This is a genomic window from Streptomyces sp. HmicA12, assembly GCF_000373565.1.
Classification (GTDB): Bacteria; Actinomycetota; Actinomycetes; order Streptomycetales; family Streptomycetaceae; genus Streptomyces.
Map to the genome: position 1 here is coordinate 170,103 of NZ_KB891800.1, position 15,018 is coordinate 185,120.

Annotated in this window: 21 protein-coding genes and 1 tRNA gene; 3 read left to right on the forward strand and 19 right to left on the reverse strand. The window is 69.2% G+C overall.

Going from position 1 to position 15,018, the window contains the following annotated elements:
- The 3 genes from B072_RS0109050 to B072_RS0109060 form a co-directional block, all read right to left on the reverse strand.
- Positions 1-993, reverse strand: a complete 993-nt coding sequence (locus B072_RS0109050) for a bifunctional MaoC family dehydratase N-terminal/OB-fold nucleic acid binding domain-containing protein (RefSeq protein WP_018529614.1) — start codon at positions 991-993, stop codon at positions 1-3.
- A gap of 5 nt (positions 994-998) precedes the next feature.
- Positions 999-2,186, reverse strand: coding sequence for an acyl-CoA dehydrogenase family protein (locus B072_RS0109055; RefSeq protein ID WP_018529615.1), 1,188 nt, complete (start codon positions 2,184-2,186; stop codon positions 999-1,001).
- A 183-nt stretch (positions 2,187-2,369) separates the two neighbouring features.
- Positions 2,370-2,681 carry a hypothetical protein gene (locus tag B072_RS0109060; RefSeq protein ID WP_018529616.1) on the reverse strand — a complete coding sequence of 104 codons (312 nt, stop codon included), beginning with the start codon at positions 2,679-2,681 and terminating at the stop codon, positions 2,370-2,372.
- A 368-nt stretch (positions 2,682-3,049) separates the two neighbouring features.
- Here B072_RS0109060 and B072_RS0109065 point away from each other — a divergent pair, with 368 nt between their 5' ends.
- Positions 3,050-3,970, forward strand: coding sequence for a bifunctional DNA primase/polymerase (locus B072_RS0109065; protein ID WP_018529617.1), 921 nt, complete (start codon positions 3,050-3,052; stop codon positions 3,968-3,970).
- Between the two features lie 213 nt (positions 3,971-4,183).
- Here the strand turns inward: B072_RS0109065 and B072_RS0109070 are convergent, their stop codons facing one another.
- The 13 genes from B072_RS0109070 to B072_RS0109130 form a co-directional block, all read right to left on the reverse strand.
- Complete coding sequence (locus B072_RS0109070) at positions 4,184-5,362, reverse strand: tyrosine-type recombinase/integrase (RefSeq protein WP_018529618.1); 1,179 nt, start codon at positions 5,360-5,362, stop codon at positions 4,184-4,186.
- The gene (locus tag B072_RS0109075; RefSeq protein WP_043243619.1) at positions 5,362-5,562 is read right to left on the reverse strand and encodes an excisionase family DNA-binding protein; all 201 of its coding nucleotides are present in this window, start codon (positions 5,560-5,562) and stop codon (positions 5,362-5,364) included. Before B072_RS0109075 ends, B072_RS0109070 begins: the two co-directional genes overlap by 1 nt.
- A gap of 2 nt (positions 5,563-5,564) precedes the next feature.
- Positions 5,565-6,959, reverse strand: coding sequence for a replication initiator protein RepSA (gene repSA / locus B072_RS0109080; protein ID WP_018529620.1), 1,395 nt, complete (start codon positions 6,957-6,959; stop codon positions 5,565-5,567).
- 2 nt (positions 6,960-6,961) lie between these two features.
- Positions 6,962-7,156: a hypothetical protein gene (locus B072_RS0109085; RefSeq protein WP_018529621.1), complete on the reverse strand. Its 195-nt coding sequence runs from the start codon at positions 7,154-7,156 to the stop codon at positions 6,962-6,964.
- Between the two features lie 5 nt (positions 7,157-7,161).
- Positions 7,162-7,347 carry a hypothetical protein gene (locus B072_RS0109090; protein WP_018529622.1) on the reverse strand — a complete coding sequence of 62 codons (186 nt, stop codon included), beginning with the start codon at positions 7,345-7,347 and terminating at the stop codon, positions 7,162-7,164.
- A gap of 93 nt (positions 7,348-7,440) precedes the next feature.
- On the reverse strand, positions 7,441-7,626 hold the full coding sequence (locus tag B072_RS0109095; RefSeq protein WP_018529623.1) for a hypothetical protein: 186 nt from the start codon (positions 7,624-7,626) through the stop codon (positions 7,441-7,443).
- A 2-nt stretch (positions 7,627-7,628) separates the two neighbouring features.
- On the reverse strand, positions 7,629-7,952 hold the full coding sequence (locus B072_RS0109100) for a hypothetical protein (RefSeq protein ID WP_018529624.1): 324 nt from the start codon (positions 7,950-7,952) through the stop codon (positions 7,629-7,631).
- A gap of 22 nt (positions 7,953-7,974) precedes the next feature.
- The gene (locus B072_RS48640) at positions 7,975-8,130 is read right to left on the reverse strand and encodes a hypothetical protein (RefSeq protein WP_018529625.1); all 156 of its coding nucleotides are present in this window, start codon (positions 8,128-8,130) and stop codon (positions 7,975-7,977) included.
- A gap of 9 nt (positions 8,131-8,139) precedes the next feature.
- Entirely contained in the window at positions 8,140-8,328 is a 189-nt protein-coding gene (locus B072_RS0109110; protein ID WP_018529626.1) for a mobile element transfer protein, read from the reverse strand.
- Between the two features lie 19 nt (positions 8,329-8,347).
- Entirely contained in the window at positions 8,348-9,019 is a 672-nt protein-coding gene (locus B072_RS0109115) for a DUF2637 domain-containing protein (RefSeq protein ID WP_018529627.1), read from the reverse strand.
- Between the two features lie 72 nt (positions 9,020-9,091).
- The gene (locus tag B072_RS0109120) at positions 9,092-9,271 is read right to left on the reverse strand and encodes a hypothetical protein (RefSeq protein ID WP_018529628.1); all 180 of its coding nucleotides are present in this window, start codon (positions 9,269-9,271) and stop codon (positions 9,092-9,094) included.
- An 83-nt stretch (positions 9,272-9,354) separates the two neighbouring features.
- Positions 9,355-10,695, reverse strand: coding sequence for an FtsK/SpoIIIE domain-containing protein (locus tag B072_RS0109125; protein ID WP_018529629.1), 1,341 nt, complete (start codon positions 10,693-10,695; stop codon positions 9,355-9,357).
- 2 nt (positions 10,696-10,697) lie between these two features.
- The gene (locus B072_RS0109130) at positions 10,698-11,027 is read right to left on the reverse strand and encodes a hypothetical protein (protein WP_018529630.1); all 330 of its coding nucleotides are present in this window, start codon (positions 11,025-11,027) and stop codon (positions 10,698-10,700) included.
- A gap of 162 nt (positions 11,028-11,189) precedes the next feature.
- Between B072_RS0109130 and B072_RS0109135 the strand changes: the two genes are divergently transcribed.
- Together B072_RS0109135 and B072_RS0109140 are read left to right on the forward strand one after the other, a co-directional pair.
- Positions 11,190-11,993 carry a GntR family transcriptional regulator gene (locus B072_RS0109135; protein WP_018529631.1) on the forward strand — a complete coding sequence of 268 codons (804 nt, stop codon included), beginning with the start codon at positions 11,190-11,192 and terminating at the stop codon, positions 11,991-11,993.
- Positions 11,990-12,670, forward strand: coding sequence for a YdcF family protein (locus B072_RS0109140; RefSeq protein WP_018529632.1), 681 nt, complete (start codon positions 11,990-11,992; stop codon positions 12,668-12,670). The genes B072_RS0109135 and B072_RS0109140 overlap by 4 nt, the downstream gene beginning before the upstream one ends.
- Here B072_RS0109140 and B072_RS49060 read toward each other — a convergent pair.
- The 3 genes from B072_RS49060 to B072_RS0109155 all read right to left on the reverse strand — a co-directional run bounded on the left by B072_RS49060 (position 12,646) and on the right by B072_RS0109155 (position 14,972).
- Positions 12,646-13,212 (reverse strand): nuclease-related domain-containing protein, encoded by a 567-nt coding sequence (locus B072_RS49060; protein ID WP_018529633.1) that lies wholly within the window; start codon positions 13,210-13,212, stop codon positions 12,646-12,648. The genes B072_RS0109140 and B072_RS49060 overlap by 25 nt on opposite strands.
- Positions 13,213-14,142: 930 nt before the next feature.
- Positions 14,143-14,670 (reverse strand): hypothetical protein, encoded by a 528-nt coding sequence (locus B072_RS49065; protein WP_026245615.1) that lies wholly within the window; start codon positions 14,668-14,670, stop codon positions 14,143-14,145.
- Between the two features lie 217 nt (positions 14,671-14,887).
- Positions 14,888-14,972, reverse strand: a tRNA-Ser gene (locus B072_RS0109155).
- Between the last annotated feature and the right edge of the window lie 46 nt (positions 14,973-15,018).

Sequence of the window (15,018 nt, forward strand, 5' to 3'; positions counted from 1 at the left end):
TCACGCCTCACCCGCCCCGGCCGCGCCGCCCGACCCGTTCTCGACGAGCCCCTCCACCACCCGGAACACGGGTAGCTCCAACTCCTCGTCCGCCCGCAGGAATTCGAGCCGCACCGGCAACCCGATCCGCACCTTGTCGTACGGCACCCCGATCACATTGCTGACGATGCGCACGCCCTCCGCGAGCTCGATCAGCCCCACCGCGTACGGCGGGTCGAAGGCAGGGAAGGGCGGGTGATGCATGACGACGTACGAGAACACCGTGCCCTCGCCGCTCGCCTCGACCGTGTCCCACTCCTGGCCGCCGCACGCGTTGCACCCCGGCAGCCACGGGAAACGGAGCACGTCACACTCCGTGCAGCGCTGGATGAGCAGCCGGTGCTCCGCGACGCCGTCCCAGAATCCGGCGTTGTCCCGGTTCACCACCGGGCGCGGCCGGAGCTTCTTCGCCGTACCGTCCGGCTTCGAACCGCGCCGCGCGGGAGCGTACTTGAGGATCCGGAAGCGGTGCGTCCCGGCGAGCTCGCCGTCCGCCCGCACGTCCATCCGCGTCGTGACGAAGTGCCCCGTGCCCAGCTTCGTCGTCTTCAGCGGCGACACCGACTCGATCACCGAGTCGTACGTGATCGTGTCCCCGGGCCGCAGCGGCCGCAGATACTCCTGCTCGCAGTCGGTGGCGACGACCGAGGTGTACCCCGCGCCGTCGAGCAGCGCGAACAGCTCGTCGTGAGCCGGCGAGCGCCCCTCGTACCCGGACAGGCCGCCCATCGTCCAGGCCTGCAGCATCGTCGGCGGCGCTATCGCGTCCGGGCCCTCGTACGCCGGGCTGGTGTCGCCCATGGCCTCGCACCAGTGCCGGATCATCGGCACGTTGACCGGGTCCTTGCCCTCCAGTGCGCTCGCGGCGACCCGCCCCTCGAACGTCTTCAACTCCTCGTACACCGAGTCCACCGAGTCCACCGAACCCACCGACGCCTGCTGCTCCTCGGCCATGCCCCTCACCGCCTCCCCCGCTTCATCCCGAGCCGCATCGTGGCCACGATCTCCCGCTGCACCTCGCTCACCCCGCCGCCGAACGTGTTGATCTGCGCCGCCCGGTTCATCCGCTCCAACTCCCCGTCCCCCGATCCGGGTTCACCCCCGAACGCCCCCGGCGACCCGGACCGCACCCACCCGGCGTCGCCCGCGATCCGCTGACACAGTCGATACACCTCGACCGCCGATTCGGTTCCCACGAACTTCACGCCGCTGGCGTCGCCGGGAGCCAGCCGGCCGGCCCCGACATCCCCCACCAGACGCCAGTTGAGCAGGCGCGTCGCCGCCAGCCGGGCATGCGCCTCGGCCAGTGCGGAACGGACCCACGGAGCGTCAATCCGGCGCTCACCCGTCACTGGATCGGGTGTACGCGCGGCGGCGAGGACGGCGGCGTGGAAGTCCTCGGCCTGCATCCCGATCGCGGCGAGCGCGACCCGCTCGTGGTTGAGCTGGTTGGTGATGAGCCCCCAGCCGCCGTGGAGTTCGCCGACCAGGTTCGAGCCGGGCACGCGGATGCCGTCGTAGTACGTGGCCGTCGTGGTCAGCCCGCCGACGGTCTCGATCGGGGTCCAGGAGAACCCGGGTGCGTCGGTCGGCACGAGGACGATCGAGATGCCCTGGTGCTTGGGCGCCTCGGGGGCGGTGCGGCAGGCGAGCCAGATCCAGTCGGCGTTCTGCGCGTTCGACGTGAAGACCTTCTGCCCGTCGATCAGCCAGTCACCGCTCGCCTCGTCCCGCACGGCCCGGGTGCGCAGCGAGGCCAGATCGGTGCCGGCCGACGGTTCGCTGTAGCCGATCGCGAAGACGAGGTCGCCGCTGAGGATGCGCGGCAGGAAATAGGCCTTCTGCTCCTCGGTCCCGTACTTCATCAACGTGGGGCCGACAGTGTTGAGCGTGACCATGGAGACCGGCGCGCCCGCGCGGTAGGCCTCGTCGAAGAACACGAACTGCTCGTCGGGTCCGCGCCCCTGCCCGCCGTACTCCACGGGCCAGCCGAGGCCGAGCAACCCCTCGGCACCGATCCGGCGCAGCACCTCGCGCTGCCCGGTCAGGTCGTCGGCCGCGGGCGGGCCGTCCGGCATCAGCGTACGGAAGCGTTCACGCAACTGACCGCGCAGCTCGCGCTGGCGGTCGGTGGGGGCGAGGTGCACGGCGGCCCTCCCGGACCTCGTACCGACAGGGGGACGAAGAAGAGTTTCTGACTGTCCGTCAGATACGTTGCCCTGTCAAGAGATCCGCCGGGCGCACACACGCCTGCGCGGCGGTGCCGGAGCACCGCCGCGCGGACTGTCACACACCCCACAGAGGGCCCCTGGCGAGCAGGGGCCGGAGGGTCACCAGAGCTCGGTGAAGTTCACCGCGATGTTCTCGTTGGACTGGTCGATCGCCGTGAAGGCCGAGCCGTTCACCTGGGCCGTGTTGTTCTGGTTCGAGGCGCCGCTGCCCACGGCCTGCTGCTGACTGGTGGACGAGTTGCCGTTGTTGTCGTGACCGACACCACTGCCACTGATCGTCGCCACGCCCGCATTCGATCCGTTGTCCGCGAACGCGCCGTTGTCGGCCATCGCCACCCCGGAGAAGAGGGCTGCGGCGAGGGGCAGGGCTGCGACGGCGGCGATGGCACGGGCGGTACGGATGGAAGCCATGTCTTTTCCTCCAGAAGGAAGTACACCGGGCACTCGGACGGGGGTCCGACACCCGGGGAAGTACGGGTTGCACCAAGGCAGTTGGCCGACCGCCTCAGCGATGTTCACGACGTCGCGAGACCAGAGTTGCCCACCGGAACCCTGGCGAACCACCCCAGAAGCCCCTCTTCACACGCAAGCGTGAGGACATATCGATAAACCCTCTTCGCGCCCACAAACTCCCGGTTCAGTCGTCAATGCACACCAACTGGTGATCACATTCCGGCCCTCCCATGCGGCGAAGCGTTTCAGCACATTTTTTGGCGAATCGGCACCCCGTTCGGACCCCACCTCTTTCTTCTTTCGAACACTCGTACGAAAATGAGGGCATGGCCACCACCGACCGGCACCCTTCCCGCCCCGCATCCCCCGCCCCACACGCCCCGTACGCGTCGAACGCGCCCCTCGCGACCCTCGCGCTCGCGCACGCCCTGTCCGCCGCCGAGCGCGGGCTCTCCGTCATCCCGCTGTCGCGCACCAAGCTCCCCGCGCTGCCCTCACCGCACCGCGACGACCCCCCGACGGCTCCGCGCTGCCACGGCGAGTGCGGGCTTCCCGGGCACGGCGTGTACGACGCGACGACCGACCCGCGCCGCATCCGCGCCCTCTTCGCCGCCGCCCCCAGGGCCACCGGCTACGGCATCGCGTGCGGTCTCCCGCCGCACCACCTCATCGGCGTCGACCTGGACACCAAGACCGGGACGGACTCCTCCGCCTCGCTGCGCGAGCTGGCTTTACGGCACCTCTTCACGATCCCGGACACCGTCGTCGTGGCCACCCCGAGCGGTGGCCGGCACCTGTGGCTGTCCGGACCGCCGGACGTCGCCGTGCCCAACTCGGCGGGCCGGCTCGCCCCCGGCATCGACATCCGCGGCGCCGGCGGCTACCTGGTCGGGCCCGGCTCCCGCACCGAGCACGGCGTCTACGCCACGGTGCCCGGCACCGCCCACCTGGCGCCCGCTCCCTGCCCACCGGCGCTGCTGCGCCTGCTCACCCCTCCACCGCGCCCGCAGCACCCCGCGCCCGGCCACTCCGGGCAACACGGCCTGGGACTCGTCCAGTTCGTCCTGGGCGCCCATGAGGGGCAGCGCAACACCCGTCTCTTCTGGGCGGCGTGCCGCGCCTACGAGAACGGCATCGGGGACACCCTCGCCGACGCCCTGACCGACGCCGCGGTCCGCACCGGCCTCCCGGAGCGCGAGGCCCGCTCGACGATCGCGTCGGCGGCCCGGCTCACGGCCGGACCATGACGCCCGGGCCGACGGCGCGGCGGGGCCGGGCCGGCTGATCGCCCCGCGGCGGGGCGGACGACGCCGCGCAGCGCGAAGGCCCCCGACCGGATGTCCCGGTCGGGGGCCTTCCAACCTGCGCGGTGGGTGTGGGATTTGAACCCACGGTGACTCGCGCCACGACGGTTTTCAAGACCTTTCGCCGATCACGGGCGATGAGGTCTCCGCCGCAGGTCAGACGGGTACGAGAGCGCCAGAGGAGCCGTCGTCATCGTCGTCGTGCCCGCTACGTGCCCCCGGCTCGTGATCGTGCCCGCTCAGCCAGGAGTCCGACGCTTCGGCCACCTGATCATCACGACCGGCGACCGGACGGGCGTAGTGCCGGGTCGTGACGCTCGCGTTCGAGTGCCCGAGCCGATGCGCGGCGGTCATGACGCCGTACTTGTCGGCGACCCACGTCCCGTGCGAGGCCCGGAGATCATGCGGGGTCACGTCGGACAGTCCAGCAGCCTTCACGGCCGGGTCGAAGTACGCCTTGCGCCACTGGTTGTAGCGCAGGGGCTTGCCCGCAGGCGTAGTGAACAGGAGCGCGTCATCCCCACCGGGAAGAGCCTCCAGGTACTTGCCGATCTTCTTCGCCAGGGTCGGGCCGACGCGAATCAGTCGCTTCTGGTGGGACTTCGGGGTGTCGAAGACGAGCTTGCCGTTCGCTTCGGCGAGGTTCTCATCCACGAGGACGAAGCCGCCGGACACGTCGATGTCGACGCGTCGGAGGGCGAAGACCTCACCGACACGCAGGCCCGCGTACGCAAGGAGCGCGATCAGCAGGTCATGGGGCTTGGCCGCGCTCCGCACCACCCGGGACGCTTCGAGCGGGGTCAGGATGTGCGGCTCGGTCTGGGGCATCCGCGGAAGCTTCACGCCCCGACATGGCGTCACCGGGATCATGTCGTTGTCGACGGCAGACTGCATGATCTGCGAGAGCACCCGGTATGCCTGCCGGATGCGGGACGCGCTGAGCCCCCTGGTCCGCATCGAGCCGACCCATTCCGTGATCGTGATGGGCCGCAGGCTCGACAGCTCCCGGTCACCCAGTGCCGGATTGATCAGGGAGTTGATCAGGGACCGGTACGTGGCCTGGGTCTTGTGCTTGAGCTGCGGGGAGACCGCGGCGAGCCAGCGCGCGGACCAGTCGCGTACGGTCGTCTGCCCTTCGGCAGGGTCGAGCCACCGGCCGTCTTCGATCTCGATGCGCTTCTTGTCGAGCCACCGACCGGCGTCCGTCGTCGTGGCGAACGTGCGGTCCGCAGGGCGGAGCACGCCGTCAGGGCCCGGATAGCGCGCTTGGAAGCGGCCGGAGGGCAGCTTGCGAATACGGCCGAAGTTCCGGCGGACCTTGCGCTTACCAGCCACTACGCGGCCCTCCGATAGGTCACGGCGACCGGTTCCACGGTGTGCTCCGTGATGAAGGACGCCAGGGCCCATTCCGGGATCCGGACGTGCCGCCCGACCTTCACGAAGGTGATGCGCCGTTCCTCGATGAGCCGCCGCGGGAAGCGGACTCCGGTACCAAGCGCCTCGGCTGCTTGCTGCACGGTCAACAGGCGGTCCATCGTCACCACGCCTCCCCTTCGATCAGTGCGTCGGTGGTGCCTTCTTCGCGGGCGGTCTCTCGGTTGTGCTCGATGTCGCGGCGGATGTTGGCGGCGAGCCAGGACTCCCCCGGGGTGTGGCCGTGTCCGGCGTAGCTCCAGTGCGCGAGCGTGAGGGTGGTCTCCTCGGGGATCTCGTCGGGGTCGGGCAGGCCGAGGGCGGCGCGGTGTTGGGCGGCGCGGTAGTCGGCGCGGACCTGGCGGAGGGCTCCGAGGGTGGTGGAGTAGCGGCGGGACTTGGTGGAGAAGTGGCCGCGGAAGCCGAGCATGTGGGCCCAGTCGCGGAGCTTCCGGTCCGGGTACGCCGCGTGTAGGTCAAGGCATGCCTCGATCAGTCGCCGGGGGTGGTCGGGCACGTCGAGGAGGACGAGCGCTTCCCTGTTGCCGATCCGGCGGTCCACGGTGCCCGTGGTCTCGGCCGCTTTGGTGGCGTACTTGGCGACGTAGGAGGCCACGGCCTGTTCGGTGATCTCGGAGCCGTCCCCGAACGCCTTGATCTCGCGCACGTCGAGGCGGTCACCCCAGCACAGGACGCGGGCCGGGTGGTCGCCGGAGGCGTCCAGGTCGACACGGACCCGGGCAGCCGCGGCATGGATCGCGTCGGTCAGCAGCTCGACGCTCGCCCAGTGGTGCGGCGGGGAGTCAGGTCCGTCGGGACCGTCGAAGCGGATCACGGCGTGGAAGTGGATGGCACCGCGCTTTTGGTACTCGGCCACCTTGCCGAAGGACACCTTGGACTGCTCGCGGGCCGCCTTCTGGGTGAGGCCCGCGCGGGCGGCGATCTCGCGGCGCAGGTAGATCGTGAAGAAGCGCCACAGCTCGGAGGCGTGGTTGTTCCACAGCACCGCGCCCGCGTAGTCGTAGCTGTCCGGGTCGAGCGGCGTGCCCAACTCGAGCGAGTCCTCGGGGTGTCGGGTGCCGCAGCGGCAGGGCCGGTTGTCGGGCCGGTTGTGGACCGGGCCGAACGACGGGGCGGTGAGGGTGGCGAAGACGCGGGGGTGGTCGCGGATGGTGTGCGGGGTGCCCTTGTCCGGGTCGCCGACGAGTCCGGCGCGGATCAGGTGGTAGGTGTCCCCGGCGTAGGTCCAGGCGCACGAGGGGCAGCGGGAGGCCCGGCGGTTGCCGCACGCGATGCGGAGCTTGCCGCCGGGCTCGGTGTCGGTCGAGTAGGAGAACAGGGCTTGGCCGGTGGCGCGGTCGCGGGTGACGGTCGAGCCCTGGAGGTGGATCGGGTCGGAGCAGCCGCCGGTACGGCGGATCTGGTCTTGGATGCGGTCGAAGCCCGGGGACCCGGCGACCCTCAGCACGTCGGCGAGGGTGGCCGGGTCCAGGCCCGCCATGGTGGCGGTGTCGGTCATGGTCAGCGTCCCGTCCGGTGGTGGGCGGGGCCGTGGTTGGCGGTGTAGCCGTCGACGAGGGCCTTGACCTGTGCGTCGCCCTTGGCGGTGGCCGAGGCACCACAGTGGCAGACCGCGGACGCGGTGGCGGGGGCGGAAGGCGAGGGCTTGCTGATGTGCAGTCCGGGCCGCTCGGGGGTCGGGGTCAGCTCAGCCATCGCGGTCACCGCCCGACGCGAACGAGGGTGGCGGCCGGAGTGGTGCGGCCGTGGCCCTTGCAGGTGGGGCAGGTGGCGGTGAGGGTCTGGCGGGAGCCGTCGCGGTTGCGCAGGCCGGTGGTGATCGCGACGACGGGGAAGCCGTCGCAGTCGGAGCAGATGCGCGCGCGGGCAGGGGTGGGCTGGGACATGATGGGACTTCCCTTTCGGGTCCGTTGAATCAGGAGGGGTGGAGCCGTCCGGGGCGGCGGAAGTTTGGCGACCGAGGCCGCCCCGGGCGGTGTTTAGAGTTCGGAGCGCTTGATGCCCGTGACCTTGCGGAAAATCTTGTAGTCCTGGTCCGTTGCCGAGCCGTCGCCGATCCGATCGCGGATCGCGTTGAGCTCTTCGCTTCCCCGGCGCTTCTCCGCCTGGAGGGCGCGGTCCGCCGCAGCGTGGTCGACTTCCTGACGCTTGCTGAAGATGCCCATGGTCAGGACTTCCTTTCCTGGTTGATGAGTGAGCGGATGACAAGTGCGACGATCGCGAGCGAGCCCGCGGTGATGGCGACCGCGAGGAGCATGGAGACCAGCACGGCGCCGACCACGAGGACCGCGGCGGTACCGCTGCCGACGAGGAGGAGCAGCGAGCCGGGGGTGAGCTGCACCGCGGGCCGCGTGGACGTGGCCGGTGCGGGGGCCGGATTCGAGCAGGAGCAGGCCGGGGCGTGCTGGTGGCCGTTCACGGCGGTGATGCCGCCGAGCGGGATGATCTGACCGGTCGGCTGGTCGTTGACCGGGACCTTGGGACTGAACATCGGGATCTCCTTTCTGTGCAGGTCAGTTGATGAGGGCGTCGACGGTGGGGCCGAGGAAGCTGTGGGCGATGAGGTAGCCGCCAAGCAGGAGCAGGACCACGAGCCAGATCGGCGGGCGGGTGAGCTTGATGCCGAGATAGCCGACGACGATCAGGGCGAGCCAGAGCGGGACGTCCACGGCGGTCTCCTAGGCGGTGCAGCGGTGGGTGCGGGCGGCGAGTTCGGCGGCGGAGCGGTTGTCGTACTCCGCGGAGAAGTCGCAACGGGGCGCGGTGCAGGCGGCGGCATGACGCTCGCGGCCGCGGGCGTCGAAGAAGCTGGCGACCTGGACCGGGCCGAACTGGCGGACGTTGCGAAAGCGCCGGTAAACGGTCATGACGGGTCTGCCTTTCTGGTCAGGTGAGTTGGAGGTGTGCGGCGATCGAGTCGACGACCGTGTCGGGAAGCCCGAGTTGGGCGCGCAGGTTGTCGACCGGGAGCGGTGTTCCGGTGCTCGCGCGGTGCTGTTCGGCGATCTTTCGGGCGTGGTCCAGGAGTGCCGGCGGAACGCTCGCCGGGACCGGAGCCGGTTCCGGAGACGGTTCGGCGGCGGAGAGTTCGGCGGGCGCGGGCGGCTCGGAACGCTCGTCGAGGCCGGGCGCGGGGTCGGTGCGGTGCAGGTCGACCGCGGGCCCGTCCTCGGTCGGCTCCGGGGTGGCGGGTGCGGTGGCCGGGGTGTGGACGAGGAGCGTGCCGCCGAGGAAGGCGAGCGCAGGCCATCCCGCGACGACGACCCGCAGCCAGGCCGGAACATGGGCCAGGTCGAGGAAACCGGCAGTCGCGATGTTGGCGCCGAGCGAGGCGAACAGGGCGATCACGAACCAGATCCAGGCCGCACGGTCACCGTGGGCGGTGCGCAGGCGCCGCCAGGCCGCGACCAGCAGCAGGTCAACGCTGATCGGGTAGGCCCATGCCTTCCAGCCGGTCTGTCCGGCAGCGTCGGCCAGGTCATGCAGGTGGGAGAAGGACAGGGCACCGGCAATCACGGCCTGGACGAGTACGGCGTCCACACGGATCGAGCGGTTCATGTCGCTTCACCTCCTTGAGCGTTGGGCCGGGGGCGGGGCGGGGAACGGGTCCGGCCGCCCAGCCCCGGGCGGTCATTCGGCGGGGGCGTCGCCCGAGCCGAGGCAGGTCAGGCAGAGTCCGGCTTGCTGGCCGACGACGCGGTGTTTGCTGCCGACGCGGACGGTCCGGGAGACCTGTCCGGAGCCCTTGCAGGTCGGGCACTCGGTGCTCTGCGGTGCCGGGGCGGGGGCGGGTGTCTTGACGCGAGCCATGGCGGTGTTCCCTTCCGGTTTCAGGCATGGACGGGGTAGGGACTTGGCGCGAGACGGTCACGCCAACCGGGTGGAGCAGCAGGTCAGAAGGCTGCCGGAGCCTGCTTCGGCATGGGCGGGATGATCAGCGTCGGATCGAGCGGCACGACCGGGCGGAAGGGCTCCAGGGCCGGGAGATCCGGGATCAGGTGGGCGAACTCCCGGCAGGCCGCCACGGTTTCGTCGACCGAGGTCAACGGGGTACGGATGCGCCCCCAACCACCCGAGGCATCCGCGGCAACGGCCTGCCCGGGTCGGTCGGCGGGGATCGTGCACGCGGCCGGGACCGACTCCGGGGCCACGTCGTTCAGCCCCATCTCCGCGGTCTGCTTGTCGTTGACCCGGTGCACCACACGGCCGGTGAGCTGAGCCCGGAGCATGGTCGCGCCCTTGCCCAGCTCGGAGCCGAAGCGCTGCCCGCAAATCTCCAGGTAGATCCCGACCGCGCGGGAGAGCTGCGCGAGCCGGATCAAGCCGGTGACGATGCGCTCGCGGCGCTCCTCATCCCTCTTGGAGGAGATCAGGAACAGTTCCGCGATCTCGTCGACCAGGAGCACGACGGGCGCCGGACGCAGTCGCTCGGGCAGCTCCCACAGGTCCGAGACGCCATGCTTGGCCAGCAGGTCGAAGCGGTCCTCCATCTCCGCCACGAGCACATCGATCAGCGAGGCGGCATCGTCCGGGGTCGTCGCCAGCGCCGACAGCCGCGGGGCGTACCGGGACTGCTCGACACCGCGCTTGCAGTCGATCCCGACCAGGGCAACCGGCAGTTGAGCCAAGCCCCTGATCAGATTGCGCTGGTACATGGACTTGCCCGACTGGTTCGCACCGAGAGTCAGCGCGTGCGGGATCTCGCGGTAGTTCCGCTCATACGCGGTGCCGTCGTCCCGGAGCGCGACCGGCACCACCAGACCGCGCGGAGCCGCCTTCTTCGGCATCTGCACCCGGCGCAGCAGGTCAAAGCCGGTCATCCGCAGTTCCACGAATCCCGGCTTGGTCGGGCGGACATGGACCGCGTGGACGCCCCAGGCGTGCCGGAGCCGCTCGGAGGCCGCGGCCAGGTCGGCAGGCTCCAGACCGGCAGGAAGCCGGAGCGTCACCCGCAGGCCGGTCGAGGTGCCCCGCACCCGGCGGATCTTCGGCGGAACCGGCTGCACCTCGCTGCGAGCGACCCGGCGCGACACGAACGCCCGCAAGCCGGACGGCTGCACCGTCAGCCCGCACACATCCATCGTGTTCCGGTACGAGAAGGCGAACCGGCCCCAGGCCATCGGCAGGCCGACCGTCGCCCAGTACGCCCGCGGTGCACGGACCTTGGCGTAGCCGACGCCACCAGCCGCCGCTAAGGCGCCCGACGCCTCCAGCCACACGGTCAGGTCAGCCATGATCAGGCCCCCGTCGTGATCGCGATCGCGCGGAACGAGATCCCGTGGCGCTTCTCGCCGTTGAAGGTGTTCTCCCAGTCACGGGCCTTGAGCCCGGTCACCCGGACCGGCATCCCCGGCGTGAGCTCCTTCGGGAGACCCGTCTCCGGGACGGTCACCTGGTAGAGGTTCCCCTCCCCGTCGTCCGAGACCAGCAGCCCCACCGTCGACAGCGGCGCGTTCGTCTCCCGGTCCATAGCCCGCTCGCCCGTCTTCTGGTTCACCAGCTTCGGCGTCGGCGCGGTCGCCACGAACACCACAGCGGTCTTGAGGTCGATCTTGAAGGACGGCATACAGCTCTCCCTGAGTCGATGCGTCGGAGCAGCCCAAAGAAGACCCTCCGGTCCCGCTGTCCTAGGACTGCGGGTTCATTGAGATGACTATGACGCGCAGTCCTAGGACTGTCAACAGTCCTAGGACTGTGTTTGACTGGACTCGTCGAGAGGAGTCACGCAATGGCGCCCAAGTGGCGGGAGCTGGCAGACAAGCTGGCCGAGGAGATCAGACGCGGCGAGCAGGGCAAATACCCTCCGGGCAGGAAGCTGCCGCAGATCAGGGAGTTGGTGGATGCAGGCGAGGGCTCCAAGTCCACGGTGCATGCCGCCTATAAGGCCTTGGAGGCCGAGGGCCTGGTCACCTCGTCGCGAGGACACGGCACGGTTGTCCGGCAACAGGTTCCGCTCAAACGGCTTGGCGTTGCCCGCTACGACAAGGCGAAGTGGCGCGACAGTGACGAGGTGGCGTTCATCGCCGACCGGGTCGCCTCAGGCCGCGGCTACCGCCGAAACGAACAGACTCAGACGGTCAGCCTGATCGAGGCCCCGCCCCTCGTCGCCGCCGCGCACGGGCTCCCCGAAGGGGCCGAGGTCTACGCACGCGCTCGACTCGTGAAGGAAGGCGACCAGCCGACGCACTCCCTGACCAGCTACTACCGGCCCGAGCACGTCGAGGGCACACGCCTGGTGGACCCGACACCAGGACCGGCCGGCCGCGGAGGCGGATTCCGGGTGCTGTTCGACGCCGGGTACGAGATCGACCACATGAAGGAAGAGATCTTCGCGCGCGCCCCCTCTGCCGACGAGGTGAAACTCCTCCAGCTTCCCCCAGGCGAACCCGTTGTCGAACTGCACCGAACGACCTTCACCGCCTCTGACACAGTGGTCGAGTTCGCTATCGGTGTACACGCGGCTTCGCGCTTCGCCTGGGAGTACGACTTCAAGGTTCCGGACTCAGCGAAAGCCGAGAAGGGGCAGGAATGATCTCGACGCAGGCATGGGCCGACACTCGCCGCTTGTGGGACTACCACCAGATGGGCCACGCCTTGAAGCCGTGCTCGGTCGCGGTCGGCCTGGGGAGCCACGACCTGGGCGTCGCCGACACGGCGGTAGACCTCTACAAGCGCGGTCTTGCCCCCTTGCTTGTGTTCACCGGAGCCACCAGTCCCACCACGCGCGACCACATGCCGCGAGGAGAAGGCGTTCACTACCGCGAGCGTGCCCTCGAACTCGGCGTACCCAGTTCGGCAGTGCTCGTAGAGCCTGAAGCCCGCAACACCGGAGAGAACATCCGCTTCTCCAAAGCCCTGTTGGAGGAAGCCGGAGTTGACGTTTCCTCCGTGCTCCTGATCAGCAAGCCGTACGAGGAGCGGCGGGCTTACGCGACGGCGCGAAAGCTCTGGCCCGAAGTCGAGATCGTCAGCGCGTCCACCCCGATGACGCTCGACGAGTACGTCGACTCCATCGGGGACGCCCGCCTTGTAATCGACATGCTCGTTGGCGCCTTGCAGCGACTACTGATCTACCCGGACCAGGGGTTCATGGTCACCCAGCAAGTACCAGACAACGTGATTGCCGCGTACAAACGGCTCTGCGAAGCAGGCTTTACGGGCCGACTAGTGAGGAACGCGCAGGGTCAGGCTCTGAGCCAGACACGTTGATGACGCGCCACCGCGTAGACCTGCTCTACCTGATCGGGAGCGAGGACTCCGCGGAGCGGACCGAGCGCTGACACCTCACGCTCTTGGTAGACGCGGACGACCTGTTGCGTCACCTCACGATCAAGAGACGCGATATCGACGAAGACCAGGACCGGTTCGACAGTGATCGAGAAGTCGCAGTGCCGTTCCAGTACCTCCCTCACGTAGGACGCCTCTGACTTGCTCGCGGACACGTAGGGGTACGGGCGACCTCTGTTGACCTTTGCCATGGAGTCACCGACCCAGACCGTCGCGCCAGGATGAGTCTTGGTGTTGAGGCTGAACACTCCGCCGGGCCCGATCAGCAGATGGTCGATGTCGCCGCCGTTGCTCTTGGCAATACCGTGCACGACCCGCCACCCGAGCGCGGTGAGGCGTTCCAGCTCTCGGCCAACCCGGCGTTCTCCCCTCAGGCCGGTGTACCAGCCGTCCCACTCGGAAGGGCGCCGCAGGAGCTTGTCCCGGAGTCGCTCCGCGGTCGAGGGGCCGCGCTCAGCCAGCATCCCGACAATCCGTGAGCCCGGTCGATTGCGCGCCAGGTCCTCACTTGGTTCGAGCCGAGGAAGGGGTGCGGGCTTACTGCCAGCAAGGGGGGTCCGAGGACCACGAGGTTCTTCGGAGGTCCGAGGAAGCGCCGCGGACGATCGCTCTGACGTCTGGGTAACGGTGAGGTCGGAGCCGAGGTGTTGCCTGAGTAGTTCAAGCGCTTCTGCCTGGTACCTCGGAACCATGATTGTCACGGCCCTCGTAGCGCGATCTGCCCAGGCAACCGCAGTGCCGTCAAGAAGGTTCACGTAGAGCCGGTCCCGACCGTGCCGCTTCCACGAACTCACCGATAAGCCGCTCACCGCTCGCCTCCCCCTGACGCATGCCGCCTCCACATATGCCACCAGCCGGGGGCCACGCCGACAAGACCGCAAGTCCGTAGGAGCTGTTACAAGTTTCTCTACCTCATCAAGCCCGGCTGCGCTCCGCTCCGCCGGGCTGGCTCCCGGCTCCGCCTGGGGCTGCGCTCCTGCCTTCGGCCCGCTCCGCCCCTGCTGCGCCGACGCCCGCCCACGTGAATAACGCCGGGCCCATGAGTCGAGCACCAGGTATGCACGGCCACGGTCACAGAGGATGCCTCCGGCGGGGATCGGCCGGCACCGGGATGGAGGGGCGCCGTCGCCGACCACAGGCACATCGTGGTGAGCGTGGTGGGCTCCCATCCCGACCACCATCGACCCAGGCAGAGCCGAGCAGACGCGGCCCAGGGGCGTCAAGGTCGTTCGTACAGTGGCGCGCTCCACCTTGACGCCCCTGAACCACGCCCGCTCCACGGTGTGTGGGTCGACGGCGGACGGGATGGAAGCTGGGGAGAGTGGTGAGCAGGGGAACAGGGGCGGGTGCGGGGCCAGCCGAGGTCAATCGGCTCCACCTCTTCGGGACAGCCGTTAGCTGTCAGCTGCCGTCAGGTGGTAGTTGGTGTCCACCCAGAAGCCACCTGTGGTCTGAGCCTTGATTTCGAGCACGTACTGCCCTGCCGGGAGGGGCTGAAGTCCACACCACAGTCCCCAGGCGACATGCCGGTACAGGCCCACGCGAAATGGCTTCGACGTGAACTCTTGTAGCGGCAGTGGCAGGCCGTTCAGGAACACCTCAGCCTTCGCAATGTCGACGAGCATGGGGGCAGGAGCAATAAGACCACCACGTTGAGTGTTGAAGGCAGGGAAGAAGACGGGTTGCTGCGCAGGTATCTGGCACCGTCGCACCACGCGTCCGCCGTAGGTTCCGGCGAGGAACCACACGTCCTCCGGTTGCTTCCAGTCGGCGAATTCACCGGTCTCATCCTTGACCGGGCTCCGATCGTCTGGCGCCGACAGCGCCCACTTCCACCATCTGGCGGCCAGCTCTCCGCCCTCCTGCGGTGTTAGCTTCCAGATGCTGCCTTCGTCGAGCGCACTTCCGCTCACGATCCCCACCCCAAAGTCCTGCACGTTGCTGTCCGATCAGAATGGCGAGACCTTATAACGGCGGGGCGGTGTCCATGGGGCCCTGACTGACGGCTCGCCAGAACGCGCCCGTGCCCCACCCGTGCCCGACAGACCGGGAACTCACGGGGAATCACGGTCCCCAACGGGCAGCAAGCATGACGAAGGCCCCCGACCAATGTTCCTGGTCAGGGGCCTCCCACGTGCGCGGTGGGTGTGGGATTTGAACCCACGGTGACTCTCGCCACGACGGTTTTCAAGACCGTTCCCTTAGGCCGCTCGGGCAACCCACCCCGCGCCCCGCACGGCTTTCGAGTCCGTCGCGGCGCGGGGACCAGG

Excerpts from the sequence above, each read along its gene's own strand:
- B072_RS0109100 (WP_018529624.1), bottom strand. The coding sequence starts at position 7,952 with ATGTTCAGTCCCAAGGTCCCGGTCAACGACCAGCCGACCGGTCAGATC.
- B072_RS0109085 (WP_018529621.1), bottom strand. The coding sequence starts at position 7,156 with ATGGCTGAGCTGACCCCGACCCCCGAGCGGCCCGGACTGCACATCAGC.
- B072_RS0109075 (WP_043243619.1), bottom strand. The coding sequence starts at position 5,562 with ATGGACCGCCTGTTGACCGTGCAGCAAGCAGCCGAGGCGCTTGGTACC.
- B072_RS0109140 (WP_018529632.1), top strand. The coding sequence starts at position 11,990 with ATGATCTCGACGCAGGCATGGGCCGACACTCGCCGCTTGTGGGACTAC.
- B072_RS0109090 (WP_018529622.1), bottom strand. The coding sequence starts at position 7,347 with ATGTCCCAGCCCACCCCTGCCCGCGCGCGCATCTGCTCCGACTGCGAC.
- B072_RS0109095 (WP_018529623.1), bottom strand. The coding sequence starts at position 7,626 with ATGGGCATCTTCAGCAAGCGTCAGGAAGTCGACCACGCTGCGGCGGAC.
- B072_RS0109050 (WP_018529614.1), bottom strand. The coding sequence starts at position 993 with ATGGCCGAGGAGCAGCAGGCGTCGGTGGGTTCGGTGGACTCGGTGGAC.
- B072_RS0109110 (WP_018529626.1), bottom strand. The coding sequence starts at position 8,328 with ATGACCGTTTACCGGCGCTTTCGCAACGTCCGCCAGTTCGGCCCGGTC.
- repSA (WP_018529620.1), bottom strand. The coding sequence starts at position 6,959 with ATGACCGACACCGCCACCATGGCGGGCCTGGACCCGGCCACCCTCGCC.
- B072_RS0109120 (WP_018529628.1), bottom strand. The coding sequence starts at position 9,271 with ATGGCTCGCGTCAAGACACCCGCCCCCGCCCCGGCACCGCAGAGCACC.
- B072_RS0109130 (WP_018529630.1), bottom strand. The coding sequence starts at position 11,027 with ATGCCGTCCTTCAAGATCGACCTCAAGACCGCTGTGGTGTTCGTGGCG.
- B072_RS0109065 (WP_018529617.1), top strand. The coding sequence starts at position 3,050 with ATGGCCACCACCGACCGGCACCCTTCCCGCCCCGCATCCCCCGCCCCA.
- B072_RS49060 (WP_018529633.1), bottom strand. The coding sequence starts at position 13,212 with ATGCTGGCTGAGCGCGGCCCCTCGACCGCGGAGCGACTCCGGGACAAG.
- B072_RS0109125 (WP_018529629.1), bottom strand. The coding sequence starts at position 10,695 with ATGGCTGACCTGACCGTGTGGCTGGAGGCGTCGGGCGCCTTAGCGGCG.
- B072_RS0109060 (WP_018529616.1), bottom strand. The coding sequence starts at position 2,681 with ATGGCTTCCATCCGTACCGCCCGTGCCATCGCCGCCGTCGCAGCCCTG.
- B072_RS0109115 (WP_018529627.1), bottom strand. The coding sequence starts at position 9,019 with ATGAACCGCTCGATCCGTGTGGACGCCGTACTCGTCCAGGCCGTGATT.
- B072_RS0109135 (WP_018529631.1), top strand. The coding sequence starts at position 11,190 with ATGGCGCCCAAGTGGCGGGAGCTGGCAGACAAGCTGGCCGAGGAGATC.